At 36.2% G+C, this 16504-nt stretch carries 14 protein-coding genes and 1 riboswitch; of the genes, 11 read left to right on the top strand and 3 right to left on the bottom strand.

What is annotated here, in order from left to right:
• Positions 1 to 60: 60 nt before the first annotated feature.
• Positions 61 to 939, bottom strand: coding sequence for an SDR family oxidoreductase (locus DES48_RS06660; protein WP_113867920.1), 879 nt, complete (start codon positions 937 to 939; stop codon positions 61 to 63).
• A gap of 175 nt (positions 940 to 1114) precedes the next feature.
• On the opposite strand from DES48_RS06660, the gene DES48_RS06655 reads away from it, so the two are divergent.
• The 6 genes from DES48_RS06655 to DES48_RS06625 all read left to right on the top strand — a co-directional run bounded on the left by DES48_RS06655 (position 1115) and on the right by DES48_RS06625 (position 11254).
• Complete coding sequence (locus tag DES48_RS06655; RefSeq protein WP_113867918.1) at positions 1115 to 2002, top strand: TetR/AcrR family transcriptional regulator; 888 nt, start codon at positions 1115 to 1117, stop codon at positions 2000 to 2002.
• A 22-nt stretch (positions 2003 to 2024) separates the two neighbouring features.
• Positions 2025 to 3443 (top strand): MDR family MFS transporter, encoded by a 1419-nt coding sequence (locus DES48_RS06650; protein ID WP_079707841.1) that lies wholly within the window; start codon positions 2025 to 2027, stop codon positions 3441 to 3443.
• 390 nt (positions 3444 to 3833) lie between these two features.
• Entirely contained in the window at positions 3834 to 6089 is a 2256-nt protein-coding gene (gene pflB / locus DES48_RS06645) for a formate C-acetyltransferase (RefSeq protein ID WP_079707840.1), read from the top strand.
• 61 nt (positions 6090 to 6150) lie between these two features.
• Entirely contained in the window at positions 6151 to 6891 is a 741-nt protein-coding gene (gene pflA, locus DES48_RS06640; RefSeq protein ID WP_079707839.1) for a pyruvate formate-lyase-activating protein, read from the top strand.
• A 780-nt stretch (positions 6892 to 7671) separates the two neighbouring features.
• A complete protein-coding gene (locus DES48_RS06630; protein WP_113867914.1) occupies positions 7672 to 10476 on the top strand; it encodes a prolyl oligopeptidase family serine peptidase in 2805 nt (934 codons plus the stop codon).
• Between the two features lie 358 nt (positions 10477 to 10834).
• The gene (locus DES48_RS06625) at positions 10835 to 11254 is read left to right on the top strand and encodes an organic hydroperoxide resistance protein (protein WP_113867912.1); all 420 of its coding nucleotides are present in this window, start codon (positions 10835 to 10837) and stop codon (positions 11252 to 11254) included.
• Between the two features lie 50 nt (positions 11255 to 11304).
• Here the strand turns inward: DES48_RS06625 and yidC are convergent, their stop codons facing one another.
• Positions 11305 to 12120 (bottom strand): membrane protein insertase YidC, encoded by an 816-nt coding sequence (yidC, locus tag DES48_RS06620; protein ID WP_113867910.1) that lies wholly within the window; start codon positions 12118 to 12120, stop codon positions 11305 to 11307.
• Positions 12066 to 12443, bottom strand: a complete 378-nt coding sequence (locus DES48_RS06615) for a hypothetical protein (RefSeq protein WP_113867908.1) — start codon at positions 12441 to 12443, stop codon at positions 12066 to 12068. The genes yidC and DES48_RS06615 overlap by 55 nt, the downstream gene beginning before the upstream one ends.
• Before the next feature lie 175 nt (positions 12444 to 12618).
• On the opposite strand from DES48_RS06615, the gene DES48_RS06610 reads away from it, so the two are divergent.
• The 5 genes from DES48_RS06610 (at position 12619) to thiD (ending at position 16503) form a co-directional block, all read left to right on the top strand.
• Positions 12619 to 12933 (top strand): hypothetical protein, encoded by a 315-nt coding sequence (locus DES48_RS06610; protein ID WP_079707832.1) that lies wholly within the window; start codon positions 12619 to 12621, stop codon positions 12931 to 12933.
• Between the two features lie 311 nt (positions 12934 to 13244).
• On the top strand, positions 13245 to 13790 hold the full coding sequence (lepB, locus tag DES48_RS06605) for a signal peptidase I (RefSeq protein WP_113867906.1): 546 nt from the start codon (positions 13245 to 13247) through the stop codon (positions 13788 to 13790).
• A gap of 60 nt (positions 13791 to 13850) precedes the next feature.
• Entirely contained in the window at positions 13851 to 14111 is a 261-nt protein-coding gene (locus DES48_RS06600) for a transcriptional regulator SplA domain-containing protein (protein WP_113867904.1), read from the top strand.
• The gene (gene splB / locus DES48_RS06595; protein ID WP_113867902.1) at positions 14104 to 15132 is read left to right on the top strand and encodes a spore photoproduct lyase; all 1029 of its coding nucleotides are present in this window, start codon (positions 14104 to 14106) and stop codon (positions 15130 to 15132) included. Before DES48_RS06600 ends, splB begins: the two co-directional genes overlap by 8 nt.
• Positions 15133 to 15482: 350 nt before the next feature.
• Positions 15483 to 15588: riboswitch (TPP riboswitch) on the top strand.
• A 99-nt stretch (positions 15589 to 15687) separates the two neighbouring features.
• On the top strand, positions 15688 to 16503 hold the full coding sequence (gene thiD / locus DES48_RS06590) for a bifunctional hydroxymethylpyrimidine kinase/phosphomethylpyrimidine kinase (protein ID WP_113867901.1): 816 nt from the start codon (positions 15688 to 15690) through the stop codon (positions 16501 to 16503).
• Position 16504: the final 1 nt, after the last annotated feature.

Genomic DNA, 16504 nt, shown 5'->3' with positions numbered 1-16504 from the left:
CCACCTCCAGTATCTATAATGGCAACTTTTACAGGCAAAGTAAAGTAAAACGGCTATCTACTAAGAACTTACCATGGCACCGCCATTTACATGTATGACCTGACCAGAAACATAAGATGAATCTGAGCTTGCTAAGTAGACATAAGCAGGAGCCAATTCAACCGGTTGACCTGCTCGTTTAAATGGAATGGTTTTACCAAATGTTGCTTCAATATATTCTGCTGAAAAACTACTCGGGATAAGCGGTGTCCAAATCGGACCTGGTGCTACTGCATTTACGCGAATATCGTCAGAAGCTAATTGTTGGGAGAGAGCCCTTGTGAAACCAACTACTGCTCCCTTCGTTGCGGTGTAGTCCAGTAGCTTGTCATTTCCTTCATACGTTACGATCGAAGCTGTATTAATAATCGCATCTCCTTTTGTTAGATAAGGTATGGCTGCTTTAGTTAAAAAGAAATAAGAAAGAATATTTGTCTGAAAAGTAAGTAACAACTGTTCTGTTGAAATATCACTAATATGATCTTGAGGGAATTGAACGCCATGATTATTAACTAAAATATTTAATTTGCCAAAATGATTAATTGTTTCATTAATTACTTGCTTGCAGTTCTGTTCAGATTTTAAATCACCAGTCAATAACATACAGTTGCTTCCGAATGATTCAATTCGTTCTTTTGTTCGGAACGCATCCTCATTTTCATAACTACTGTAATATGGAATCACAACATCTGCACCTTCTTTTGCAAAAGCAATCGACACAGCCGCGCCAATACCGCTGTCCCCACCGGTAACAATCGCTACTTTATCTGTTAATTTCCTAGCGCCTTTATAGGAAGAAGATTCAATTATTGGGCGTGGCACCATTAAAGATTCAATACCGGGTTGTACAGGTTGGTGCTGGGATGGAAAAGAGGTTGGAAATTCTTGCGTTTTAGACATGATAGTAGCCCCCTTAATATAGTATCTAGTTATGTATATGAAGCAATTATTAAGAAGTGAATGTGCTTAAATTGACAATCCTTTTAATTCATGCCTATAATGTACGTTGGAATTAAACTAATGAGTATAAAAATGACCGCATAGTCACACCGGTATAAGTGAAAGGAGGAAAAGCATGGAAGATCGAAAAGCAAAGGTGATGCAAGTGACGATTAAGCTCTTTGCTAATCGGGGTTATCATGAAACCTCCATGCAAGAAATAGCTGACCAAGCCGGTGTATCAAAAGGGTTACTATATAAATATTTTGAGTCAAAAGAAACACTACTTGTCGACGTTTTTATGGAAAATCATGAAAATATGGTGGAACGAGCCAAACACATTGCTATTGACCAGTTACTCACACCAAAGGAAAAATTGAAAAAAACCATTGAAGTTGAATTTGAAGGGATATTAGGCAATAAAAATTACTTTAATCTTATAACTAAATCGCTACTATTAGAAAGAAATAAACATCTACAGCCTATGCTTCAACAAGTACGTGCAGAATTGTTGGACTGGCATCGAGAAATGTTATTAAAAGTGTACGGCGAACCAATTAAACCCATTATTTGGGATATGGTTATGGTATTTCAAGGCATACTAAAAGAATATGTTTCCTTTATTATTGAAGGGAAAAAGACACTTTCCTCTAGTGAAGTAGCTACGTTTATTGTAAGTAGTATGGATGCTGTTATTGAGACAAGAAAGGATCAACAACCAGTTATTCAAGAACAACACATGTCTCATTATGTTTTTGCTCAAGAAAAACAACAGGGGACGACAGAAGAAAAATTAATCCAGCAGCTAAATAAGTTAAAAACAACAATAGCTAAAAAAGTAGATGTAACCGATGGAACCTATCAAGTACTAAAAGAGACCATTCAACTTTTTGAACAAGAATTACTGGAGAAATCCCCTAGAATGTACTTATTACAATCATTATATTTATTTTTGCAAAAACAATTAGGTGAAGGGAATGAACTCAATATAATAGATAAATTATTAAAACAGATTAGGGAGTAGTTAACAACAAAGGGGTGGCAAGATGACAGATGAAAATATTCAAAATTTTAACCGAACGCCAATTGTACTTGTCCTGTTAGCTGGTGGATTTGTTTCTATTTTAAATCAAACCTTATTTGCTACAGCGACACCACACGTGATGGAAGACTTTCAGATCAGTGAAAATATTGCCCAATGGCTAACCACGATCTTTATGCTAGTTAACGGGGTAATGATTCCGATAACAGCATTTTTAATAGAGACATTTACGACAAGAAGACTTGTACTGAGTGCATTATTCATCTTTGCATTAGGAACACTAATATGCGGGATTGCGCCAACATTTCCTTTACTAATGGTAGGAAGAGTTGTTCAAGCTGCGGGTGCAGGAATTATGATGCCGTTAATGATGACTGTATTTTTAACAATATTTCCAATTGACAAACGGGGGACAGCTATGGGAACGGTCGGATTAGTAATCTCTTTCGCACCTGCAATTGGTCCAACACTATCTGGTTGGATTGTAGAGACATATCCGTGGCGAACCATGTTTTTCATTATTTTACCAATTATTATAGTTGATATTATTTTAGTGTATATTTTTATGAAAAATGTGACAGAGCGGACGTTCCCGAAATTAGATATTTTATCTATTATACTTTCTACGTTAGGATTTGGCGGTTTACTGTTTGGTTTTAGTAGTGCAGGAAACGGAGACGGGAACTGGTTAGCGCCACAAGTGTTAATTTCAATAGTGGTTGGTATTGTTGCGCTAATCCTATTTATTCGCCGTCAATTCCAACTAAAGCAACCGATTTTAGAGTTTCGCGTGCTGAAATCTAAAATGTTCACCATTGGAACCGTAATCGGTATGATTGTGTTTATGGGGTTAATTGGTTCAGAAACAATTCTACCTATTTATATGCAACAATATGCTGATTTCTCTGCTTTAGAGTCTGGACTTATGATTATGCCAGGAGCGATTTTAATGGGATTAATGTCGCCTGTAACCGGAAGGATTTTTGATAAAATTGGTGCGAGGTACTTGGCGATTATCGGTTTATCAGTGATGACAGTGACTACCTTCTTGTTTACTAATCTATCAGCAGATACTTCACTGGTTTTCTTAACTGTCGTATTTGGTATCCGTATGTTTGGAATGTCTATGGTTATGATGCCAGTTACAACTGCTGGATTAAACCAATTGCCTGTACATTTAATTGCGCATGGGACGGCAATGAACAATACATTAAGACAAGTTGCTGGTTCAATTGGAACCGCGATTTTAGTAACTGTTATGACTACTTCGCAAATTAGTAATGCAACAAGTGATTTGATTCATGGCGTTAATGTGGCATTTTATGTAGCAACAGGCTTAACTATTATTGGACTAGTATTATCCTTTTTTATTACTGGAACAAACCCACAAGAACAAGCAAATAGACAAAATTCAAAAGCGTAAGGCAACAAAAACAAAAAAAGTTTTGATCAAATCGATCAGAACTTTTTTTGTTTTTTAATAAATAGATGTTGTTTTCTGTATTAGTCGTATTTTTGTGAATTTGTATAACAGTATAGTACAGATTATCTGTGTTGAAATAAATAAGTTATTGTATTACTTATAATCACCATGATTTTTGTTGGTTTATCAACTGTGTATTCGTATTCAGTAAAAGTATCTTATCATAAAACCGAAACGTGTTAAATTTTGAACATTTTAAGAACATTTAATATAACAGTTTAAAAATGTGATGTTTTTCACTTTCTTTTTTATACAGAAAGGTATATAATCAAATTAAGTTAAAAGTTTGTGCAACATTACACAAACATAAACATTGAGGAGGTAAATGAAATGAAAGTAGCAGAAGAGGTTTCACAACGAAATCCTTGGGATGGCTTCCGTGAAGGTAGATGGCAAAAAGAAATTGATGTACGTGATTTTATTTTAAAGAACTTTACGTTATACGAAGGAAATGAATCATTCTTAGCAGGTCCAACAGATGCAACCAAAGCATTATGGGACAAAGTGATGGAATTGACTAAAAAAGAACGTGAAAATGGTGGTGTATATGATTTAGATACAAAAATCGTATCAACTATTACATCACATGGTGCAGGATACTTAAACAAAGAACAAGAAAAAGTGGTTGGTGTTCAAACGGATGAACCTTTCAAACGTTCTTTACAACCATTTGGTGGTATTCGTATGGCAGTATCTGCGGCAGAATCTTATGGATTTAAATTAGATGATGAAGTAGTTAAAACGTTTACAGATTACCGTAAAACACATAACCAAGGGGTGTTTGATGCCTATACGCCAGAAATTAGAGCAGCAAGAAAAGCTGGTGTTGTAACAGGTTTACCTGATGCATATGGTCGCGGGCGTATTATTGGTGATTATCGTCGTGTAGCTTTATATGGTGTTGATCATTTAATCGCTGAAAAGAAAAAAGAACTTAACTTAATTGGCGATGGCACAATGACAGATAATATCATCCGTGATCGTGAAGAAACATCAGAACAAATTCGAGCATTACAAGAATTGAAACAACTTGGTGCAAGTTATGGCTTTGATATTTCAAAACCAGCAAATACTGCGCAAGAAGCTTTCCAATGGTTGTACTTTGGTTATTTAGCTGCTATTAAAGAGCAAAATGGGGCAGCAATGAGTCTTGGTCGTGTATCTACTTTCTTAGATATCTATGTCGAGAGAGATATTCAAAATGGTGTTATGACAGAGGAAGAAGCACAGGAATTAGTCGATCATTTCGTTATGAAACTACGTCTTGTTAAATTTGCAAGAACACCAGAATATAATGAATTATTTAGTGGAGATCCAACTTGGGTAACAGAATCTCTAGGTGGTATTGCTGAAGATGGTCGTCCATTAGTAACGAAGAACTCTTATCGCTTCTTGCATACGTTAGATAACTTAGGTCCAGCTCCAGAACCAAACTTAACTGTACTTTGGTCTACGAAGTTACCTGACAACTACAAAAAATATTGTGCAAATATGTCAATCAAAACAAGCTCGATTCAATATGAAAATGATGACATGATGCGTGAACACTATGGCGATGATTACGGTATTGCATGTTGTGTATCCGCAATGCGTATTGGTAAACAAATGCAGTTCTTCGGTGCACGTGCCAACCTTGCAAAAGCATTGCTTTATGCAATCAATGGTGGTGTAGATGAAAAACTTAAAATCCAAGTTGCACCAAACTATGCACCAATTACTTCTGAATATCTAGATTATGACGAAGTAATGAAAAAATACGATACGCTATTAGACTGGCTATCTGGCTTATATGTAAATGCACTAAACATTATCCATTACATGCATGATAAATATAGCTATGAACGAATTGAAATGGCATTACATGATCGTGAAGTATTGCGTACAATGGCTTGTGGTATTGCGGGTCTTTCTGTTGTTGCTGATTCATTAAGCGCAATTAAATACGCAAAAGTAAGAACAATTCGCGATGAAGATGGTCTTGTTGTTGATTACGAAATTGAAGGAGATTTTCCTAAATACGGTAACAACGATGATCGCGTAGACAATATTGCAGCTGATTTAGTGAAAACATTCATGAACAAAATTAAAAAACATCATACGTACCGTAATTCTGTTCATACACAATCTATTCTTACAATTACTTCAAATGTTGTGTATGGTAAGAAAACTGGTAATACACCAGATGGACGTAAAGCAGGCGAACCATTTGCACCAGGTGCTAACCCATTACATGGTCGCGATAAAAACGGTTCTTTAGCTTCCTTAAGCTCTGTAGCTAAAATGCCATATGAATATTCATTAGATGGTATTTCTAATACATTCTCTATCGTACCAAAAGCATTAGGTAAAGATGAAGAAACAAGAAAAGCAAATCTTGCTGGTATGTTAGATGGTTATGTAGTAAAACATGGACACCATTTAAATGTTAACGTATTTGATCGTGAAACATTATTAGATGCGATGGATCATCCAGAAGAATATCCGCAATTAACTATCCGTGTATCTGGATACGCAGTTAACTTTATTAAATTAACAAGAGAACAACAAATTGATGTTATCAACCGTACATTCCATGAAAGTATGTAAGGTTAAGTAGTAAGGAGGAAACTCCTCCTTACTACTAATTTTAACGAGGAGGGCGAACAACATGAAAGGTCGAATTCATTCAATAGAAACGTGTGGTACAGTAGACGGTCCTGGCTTACGTTATGTCATTTTCACACAAGGGTGTTTATTACGTTGCAAGTTTTGTCATAACCCTGATACATGGAAAATGGGGGAAGGAAAAGAAATGTCTGTGCAGGAGCTAGTGAATGATATTAAAGATTATATCCCTTTCTTCCAAGCAACTGGTGGTGGAGTGACAGTAAGTGGAGGCGAACCGTTGTTACAAGCTGAGTTTTTAGTTGAGCTATTTGCAGAGCTTAAGAAACTTGGTGTCCATACAACAATCGATAGTTCGGCCGGATGTTTTAGTCGTTCTCCTCGTTTTATGAAAAACTTAGATAACTTATTAGAATTAACTGACTTAATTTTACTAGATTTAAAACATATTGATCCGGTAGAACACAAAGAATTAACAGGCATGTCAAATGAACATATTATTGATATGGCCAACTATTTAGATTCTAAGAATATACCTGTTTGGATACGCCATGTACTAGTTCCTGGTGGTAGTGATAATGATGAATATTTACAACGATTATCTGATTTTATTGCTACATTAAACAATGTAGAAAAAATTGAAGTACTACCATACCATAAATTAGGTGTTTATAAGTGGGAGAATCTAGGCCTTGCTTATCCGTTGGAAGGTGTGGAACCTCCAACAGACGATCGTGTAAAGAATGCAGAAGATATTCTAAATCGAGTGAAAGTTATCTCTTAAAAGAAGCCATTTTTTGGCTTCTTTTTTGGTTCTTTGTCAAATAACGTTGGTGGAGAATTAAAATCGTTATAAATCGAAGCACATTCTTTTTTACTCCCACACTTTAGGCAACGCGTTGGTTCATACGTTAAACGACCAGTGATATCCTTCTTCGTTACCCTGTTATAGATTTTCGTAGTCACACAATTATCCTCAAATGTAATATGTTCGTCCTGAATATCTAGTAATTTTCTTATATGATGGTACATAGATATAGACAAGTGAGTACGCTTTCTAAATTGGTTTTCATTGACTTTAATTCTATAGGGATTCTCGCTTTTTTTCTATATAAATAAAGAAAAATAACGTTCGTGAGTTATTTTACCCACCACCGTTATTTATTGGAAGCTCTTTTTTATAGAGTAGAAAAGTGTAAGTTTCTTTACATCAACTATAAGTTACTCCCTCTAAACCTTTAATTGATAGCGCTTTCACAGTCTGTGCGTTAAGCTAATTTTAAGCGCTTTCTTATTGATTCAAGAAAGGGCTGACAGTGTTATAAAAAAACTATTAAAGTTTGTAAAGGAGGTAAAGAAAAACAGCAATATTAACAAGTAGCTGTTGCAACTTTTATCGATACAACTAGTGTCAAACAAACCTTAATGATTTATGAACTTCCTTCATAGAAGAACGCTTACCTTAGCCTGAAATCAATTCTATAACTCAAGAATTCTCTTCCTTATTTTCACTTTTTGTAAAACAGTTAAATGATTTAACCATAAAGTAAAGGGAGTTGAAAAAATGGATTTTAACTTGAATAAGGTCATTTACCCCCTCATATTAGTGAGCGCTGCTTTCGTTTTCTCTAGTTTAAATCTTGAAGTAAAGGCTGACAAAGACCTCTCCTATAGCACTGTCATTGAAATAGAGGATTGGGGACCAGCGATTACAGAAGTATTGGTTGATTTGGGTACTGAGGTTCCATTTGATGCTGTTACAGTAGACACGTTTAATGTGGATGTTTTGCTAACAGACGATAGATTAGACACGCCAACAGTTGCTGAAGGTACTAGAACAGTAATTGATGCTTATGTTTCTGATGCTGGTGGAAATAAATTGGAGTCAGGAACAGGTACTTACGCTGTATTAAAAATGGAAATTGGTCCTACGGTTACGTTAGGTAATGCAATGAACTATGATTTTGCGGGCACAGGACATAATGATTGGATAGATTATAGCTATACCATTACACAAAAAGAAGATATCACTACAGAAGATCAACCTGTTTCTGGACTAGTGATTGATACTCTGGCAAAGGAGACTCGTAAAATAGTAGATCAATTTGATACAGGTGAAGCTACGTATGGTGATAAGACGTTAACGTATGTTGACTATTCACCTGAAGAAGATGGTAAGAAAAACCCCCTAGTTATCTGGTTACATGGTGCTGGTGAAGGGGGTACAGATCCTACTGTTGCTATTTCAGGAAATAAAGCAGTAAACTTTATAAGCGATGAAAATCAATCACATTTTGAGGACGCTTATGTTTTAGCGCCACAAACACCAACAATGTGGATGGATGGTTTTGATGGATTTGGCGATGGTACTTCTATTTATCAGGACACTTTAATGTCATTGATTGAAGATTATGTTGCAAATAACCCAGATATTGACCCTAACAGAATTTATCTTGGTGGGGATTCCAATGGTGGTTACATGACAATGCTCATGCTTCGTGACTACCCAGATTACTTCGCAGCTGGATTTCCAACGTGTGAGCCATTAGCAGATGATTTACTCACTGATGATGATATTGTTGCTTTAGCAAAAACGCCAATGTGGTTTACGCATGCTAAAAGCGATACAGTCGTTGATCCTGAAAATAATACTATTCCAACCTACGAACGTTTAAAAAAAGCTGGAGCAGAAGTATACTTAAGCCTATATGACAATGTGGTCGATCAAACAGGGTTGTATACAGAAGAAGACGGTAATCCATATGAATACATGGGCCACTTCTCATGGATTTATGTGTATAATAATGACCCAACTCAAGTTATTGATGGTGAAGAAATTACACTTTTAGAGTGGCTTGCTAGTAAAACAAATGAATTAAATAGTTATGAAACTGTAGTGTCTATTGAAGACTGGGGGCCTGCAGTTACCAAGGTTATTGTAGATTTAGGTGAAGACGTTCCAACTAATACAGTAGATGAATCCACATTTAAAGTTCATGTTTCAAGAAATGATGCTAGGCTTGATCCTTCTTTCTTAGAGGATGGCTATCGTACAATTAGAGATAGCTATGTTTCTGATGTAGATGGAAATCCGGTATCAGAAGGTACAGGTAGTTATGCTGTTATAGAAATGACATATGGACCGAATATTTCATTATCCTCTCCAATGAATTATGACTTCACGGGCACAGGGCATAATGATTGGATTGATTATAATGTAACTGTTTATCAAGTAGAAGACATCATTACCGAATCAAAAACGATTAAAGGCCTAGTCATGAATGATTTTGCTGGTGAAAGACGATTACTAGTTGATGATTTTAACACAGGAACAAAAACATATGAGGATACTACGTTAGCATATGCTGATTATTCACCACCAGAAGACGACGGAAAAAATCCATTATTTATCTGGTTGCATGGTGCAGGTGAAGGGGGTACAGATCCGACGGTCGCAATTGGCGGCAATAAAGTAGTTAACTTTATCACAGATGACATTCAAGAACATCTTGATAATGCGTATATTTTAGCGCCACAAACACCAACAATGTGGATGGATGGTTTTGATAGATTTGGCGATGGTACTTCTATTTATCAGGACGCTTTAAAGTTATTGATTGAAGATTATGTTGAAAATAACCCAGATATTGATCCTAACAGAATTTATCTTGGTGGGGATTCCAATGGTGGTTACATGACAATGCTCATGCTTCGTGACTACCCAGATTATTTTGCCGCAGGAATCCCAACATGTGAAGCATTGCAAGATGACTTAATTACTGATGAAGGCATCGCTTCGTTAGCCAAAACACCAATATGGTTTGTTCATGCTAAAAACGATACAACTGTTGATCCTAAAACAACGGTTATTCCAACATATGAGCGTTTGTTAGATAAAGGGGCAGATGTTCATATTAGTCTATATGACAATGTAGTAGATAAAACAGGCCTATATACAGATGAAAATGGTGATCCTTATGAATACATGGGTCACTTCTCGTGGATTTATGTGTATAACAACGACCCAACGACAATAATTGATGGAGAATCAATATCAATTATGGAATGGCTTGGTGACCAAACATTAGCGGAAAATAATACCGGTGATGAATCAAATGAAAATGGTTCAGTAAATAATGATGAAGAAATAGTAGGGGAGCAGGATTCAAACCATCAAGATGCTGATAGTCCGATAACTAATGAAGATGTCGAGAAGGATAAAAAAGAAAAAGATGAAAACGAAGGCAAATTTAGTGAAAAAAAATTACCAAATACAGCGACAAGTACATTTAATTATCTCGCGATAGGCTTTATAGTATTAACTATAGCTGGCGTATTGTTATATCTACAAAACCGAAGAAAAAATTAAATAACAATTAAGGATGAGTAAAGAGCTGTTTCATTTTAATGAAGCAGCTTGTAACATGCACTTCTTAATCATGCTAAAATTAAAAATCTAGAATCGCATTAGGCTTGACTTTATCTAGTCATTTGAAGGCTCTGTTTCAGTACAAATTGTCTAAAAATAGGTAAAATATTAAATGAGAAAAGGTATAATAACAAAAGGCTTACTCTGAGTGCCAGACTGTGTATTCTATTTGTTTCACTGTAGTAATAACAATTATAAAAAAATTTAAAAATAAAGTTTAAATTCAATTCGTATAAGGAATACTCCCCATAGGACGTAAAATATTAATTGGAAAATTATAATAAAAGGAGTGTTTCCATTGAGTAAAGTAATGTTTACATCTCATGCAACTGCAAAAGGTGGCCGTGAAGGTCATGTTAAATCAGATGATGGTTTAATTGATTTAAACCTAGTGCAACCCGGATCTGGATCAAGTGAAAAAGGTTCAAATCCTGAACAATTATTCGCTGCTGGATATTCAGCTTGTTATGATGGAGCGCTTAATTTAATAGCTTCCAGAGAAGATAAAGACATCGATTCTACCGTTACTGCGGATGTTAGTTTAATGGAAGATCCAGAAGATAACGGTTTTCAAATCGGTGTACGATTAAACGTAGAAATTAAAGGTGTATCACAAGCGGAAGCAGAAGACTTAGCGAAAAAAGCACATGACTTCTGCCCATATTCAAAAGCAACGCGTGGTAACATTAATGTTGAAGTAATAGCAACAGCAGTATAATAGAGAAAAATCCTCGTTTGCGTATAGATCAAACGAGGATTTTTTTATGGTTATTGACCAGCACTTGCTGGTGCTACACTTGGTTTTGGCATATATAATTTTTTGGAGATTAGCTGCTGAATGATTAAGAATAAACCACCTACAGCCCAATATAAAGGCAAAGCAGCTGGGGCATTAAATGAAACAAAACCGATCATGATCGGCGAGATCAACCCCATAATTGCCATTTGTTTTTTCTGACTAGGCTCCATTCCAAGTTGCGAGACTTTAAATTGCATGAAATAAATAGCTGCAGCAACAAACGGCATAACTAAGTCTGGCTGCCCTAAATTAAACCAAAGAAAACTGTGTTGCGCAATTTCTTGCGTTGTCCGAATCGCGTAATAGAATCCGATTAGAATAGGGAATTGGATAATCATCGGCAGACATCCCATCGAAGCGATTGGGTTGAAATGATGTTTCTGATACAATTCCATTGTTTCTTGTTGCATTTTTCTCTGCGAATCGGTGTCTTTTTTTCCTTTATATTTTGCTTGAATAGCATCCATTTCAGGTTTTAAAACCGCCATCTTATCGCGCATCTCATAGCTTTTTTTCGATTGTTTTAACATAAGTGGCATTAAAGCTAGACGAACAATTAACGTAACTACAACAATAGATACCCCGTAGCTACCGCCTAGAAAAGAAGCTACCCCTTTGATGATTTTAGAAAAAGTTAATACAAAATACTTATCAAAAAAACCAGCAGTTTCAGGGTCGATAGGTTGACCTGAAGCAGCCGCTTGGCAACCAGATAATAGAATTATTGCTACTAGAGCAATCCCAATAACCCGATATTTTTTAAAGAAAGTGAATACAGATTCCATTTTTGTCCTCCTCGTATTAATTGATTATGTTTAACAAAAGAGGAGGCGTGATTATCTTCATCGTCATCCGGGCTTTCTTTCCGTTTCATTTTCATCGTGATCCAGCTATGAATATCTTGACACTGGCCGATGATAAAAGTACGCTGTTGACGATCTAAGTGAATAACATAATAATGATTGTTCACGACTTTTTTATGTCGCGTTAACTGGTATTGCGTAACACCTAATAAACCATAGTAACAAATTAACGCAATGTAACAAGTTAAATAAAAATACATTGGATGCAAATCACTATTCAATTCACCTATCAATTCAATTGTCATCTGTATTCACCTCCTTAATTGCATATTTAGTCTTTCTATATCATGATACAATCCAATCAAAAAGTCAAAGAACGAATTGTGACAACTTGTTGCGAATAGCGTGTAATAATAGGATAACTAAAATTGAAACCAGCACTGTCACTTTTTCGTAAAAAAAAGAGAAGGAGGCTGTCATATGATATGGGGGTTAGTTGCCTTTTTAGCTGGTGGATTATTGTTATTCTATTTATTTAATCAGTTAATGGGTTATCAAAAAAAGAATATCATTATCGATCTAGATGAACGTTATTTTAATTGGAGCAAGCATATCGAAGCAACAAAAGAAGAATTACAAAAGCGAGAGAAAGAAGTTAGTTATCTAGGAAATGGAGAATTCTTGATCAATGATGAGTTTTATACACTCATTAAACGAAATGTCAATATAAAAGGGATACCATTACAACGAACTATTTTGGTGTATGATAAGAATAAAAATAAGAAAGATACGTAAACAAAAAATAAATCCTTTCCTTTCAACTATCGTTAGGCAACTCTTGATAAAATCATAAGGGGCTGTAAAAGTAGATTGAAAAATCACCTATTCCCCCGAGTAATTCATCAAGTAAGGCATCCATTATTCCTGCTTTTTTCGTGCTATAATATGTTTACGGGTAAATATTGAAAAAAGTTCCTTCATTTTGTAAATACTAATAAGGAAATAACTATCGACATACTATATATTGCTAAACGAAAATGAAAAGTCTTATAATTATTATTAAATATTATAGGTATGTAAAAATTTCAAGGAAAGAAGTTGACTATATGGGAAAAGGAATTGCAAGAGAATTATTTTCATGGTTAAAAGCAATCATTATCGCGGTGATCATTGTATTCGTTGTACGAGAATTTCTAATGACACCTTCTATTGTAAAAGGGGAATCAATGATGCCAACCCTTCAAGACGGAGATCGCATCATGATTAGTAAAGTCACTTCCATTAACCGATTTGATGAAATAGCTTTTCACTCGCCAGATACGGATGAAAATTATGTTAAGCGCGTGATAGGGTTACCTGGGGATACGGTTGAAATGAAAGATGATGTATTGTATATCAACGGAAAAGCGTATGAAGAAAGGTATCTTGATAAATATAAAGAGGCATACGGCGACGAAGAATTAACCGAGAATTTTAATTTACAGCAAATAACTGGAGAAACAACCGTGCCGGATGATTACTTATTTGTCTTAGGTGATAACCGTCCAATCAGTAAGGATAGTCGCGCATTTGGCTTTATCAAACAAGATTCTGTAATAGGGGATGTTGTTTTTCGAATTTGGCCTTTGAATGCCATCGGTGTCCCTGAATAAATATTTTTTGTGAATAACGAGATACTAAACCTAACAATTTAGGAAAGTTAGGTGATAGTAATGGAAATAGTGAATGGATCATATTATCCTGGGGAGGTTGTTTATGTTATTATTCGAAACCCCCATGTTCAAGATGCAGCTAATGTTCAAGAAGCTGCTGTCGTTAATAATCCAGAAAAACCGAATGAATTAGCGTTATTTGTATATGAAACTTATTATCCACTGACGGATGAGATAGCAGTTTATAAATCAGCGGCAGAAGCGGAGACAGCTTTTCAACAAGCGTTTGGTGATACGGAAGTAGAGGGTTACTATGGTTAGACCCTTTGTTCCGCAAATAGTTTATTTTGAGCCGAAAGCATTGGAGTATCCGTTGGGAAAAACATTGTATGAAAAGTTTGCTAATATGGATGTAGAAATTAGAGAAACCACATCTCATAATCAAGTGCGTAACTTACCAGGGGATAATGATTTTCAAAAATATCGTAACGCAAAATCAACTCTAGTTGTCGGACTACGAAAAACATTGAAATTTGATACATCCAAGCCTTCAGCCGAGTATGCCATTCCTTTTGCGACGGGATGCATGGGGCATTGTCATTATTGTTATTTACAAACAACGATGGGGAGTAAGCCCTATATCCGTACCTATGTGAATACAGAAGAGATTTTTGCTGCTGCTGAAGAATATATGAAAGAACGCGCACCAGAAGTTACGCGTTTTGAAGCTTCTTGTACGTCCGATATCGTGGGGATTGATCATTTAACACATACACTAAAAAATGCGATTGAATATTTTGGTCAATCGGAACATGGCAGACTGCGTTTTGTAACAAAATTTGCCCATGTGGATCACTTGTTAGATGCAGAACATCGCGGTAAGACCCGCTTTCGTTTCAGCATTAATGATGATTATGTCATTAAATTTTTTGAACCAGGAACATCGCGATTAAACGAGCGACTAGAGGCTGCAGTGAAAGTTGCTCAAGCAGGTTATCCACTCGGCTTCATCATTGCGCCTATCTATTTACATGAAGGCTGGCGTGAGGGGTATCGAACCATGCTAGAAAAGTTAGCAGAAATGTTGCCCCCTGAAGCAACGAAAGATTTAACATTTGAATTAATCCAGCACCGCTTCACGAAACCAGCTAAACGAGTCATTCAAAAAAATTATCCGATGACAAAGTTGGAATTGGATGAAACAAAAAGAAAAACAAAATGGGGACGTTATGGGATTTGGAAGTACGTTTATACCGATGAAGAGCAGGACGAAATGAAACAACTCTTTCTGCAAACTATTCCCAAGCTGTTTCCTAAAGCGACTATTGAGTATTTCACATAATATGGAAGTTTGTTTAGGCAGGAGCAATCCTGCTTTTTTTGTTGCAGAAAAAGGCGATCATCGACTGATTTTGGAGATGATCGCGCGCTCAAGCATAAATCATCGACGCTCAAGCATAAATCATCGACGCTCAAGCATAAATCATCGACGCTCAAGCATAAATCATCGACGCTCAAGCATAAATCATCGACGCTCAAGCATAAATCATCGACGCTCAAGCATAAATCATCGACGCTCAAGCATAAATCATCGACGCTCAAGCATAAATCATCGGCGCTCAAACAACATCCCTAATGTTTGACAATTAGTATGAATCATGTTTTAGTAAAAATATATCTAACAATAAAAAAACTAACCACTAGGGGCGCCACTTTGGCTGAGATAAAGCGTTTGTGCTTTGGTCCCTTTGAACCTGAACTGGGTTGTACCAGCGTAGGAAAGTGGAGTCGGTTATGAAACTACACCATGATTCTGTATATCTCTCTATAATACAACCACTCCATTTTCTATGGGGTGGTTTTTGTTGTTTACATAAAGACATAGGAGGGTTATATAATGGGAAAAATAGCAAGTGCGTTAACGATTGCCGGAACAGATCCTACAGGTGGTGCCGGTATTCAAGCGGATTTAAAGACGTTTCAAGAGTTGGAAGTGTTCGGTATGAGTGTCCAGACATCTGCTGTTGCACAGAATACGCAAGGTGTTAAAGCAGTGCATGATTTGCCGATTGATTTCATTGAACAACAGTTAAAGGCAGTTATAGAAGATATTAAGCCTAATGCGATTAAAACAGGGATGATCTCCACTATAGAAATGATGGAACTGATTGCGACGTATGTTGCTAAATTTGATACGCCTTATGTAATTGACCCTGTCATGGTAGCGACGAGTGGAGATGCATTAATGGACGAAAGCTCACGTAAAGTGATTCGTGATGTTTTAGTACCAAAAGCGACGGTGGTCACACCGAATATTCCTGAGGCAGAAATATTGGTTGATTTTTCGATTAAAGGCTTAGATGCGATGAAAAAAGCTGCCAAAGTAATTGTGGATGAATTGGGTGCTACCGCTGCAGTTGTAAAAGGTGGTCATTTAGAAGGTAAAGCAATCGATATATTTTACGATGGATCCTTCCATTTACTAGAAGCAGATCGGTTCGAAACAAAGCACACGCACGGAACGGGTTGTACCTTTTCAGCTGCGATTACAGCTGAACTAGCAAAAGGGAAAACAATTTTAGAGGCAGTCCAATTAGGGAAAACATTTATTACAGATGCTATTCGTTACCCATTGAATATTGGAAAAGGTAATGGTCCGACCAATCACTGGGGATATCGTTTGCAACGACTACCAAATGAAGGAGGAAAATAAT

The organism is Paraliobacillus ryukyuensis, assembly GCF_003315295.1.
GTDB classification, from domain to species: Bacteria; Bacillota; Bacilli; order Bacillales; family Amphibacillaceae; genus Paraliobacillus; species Paraliobacillus ryukyuensis.
The sequence above is the reverse complement of the archived record's forward strand: the minus strand, read 5'-3'. Positions and strand labels throughout refer to the sequence as shown.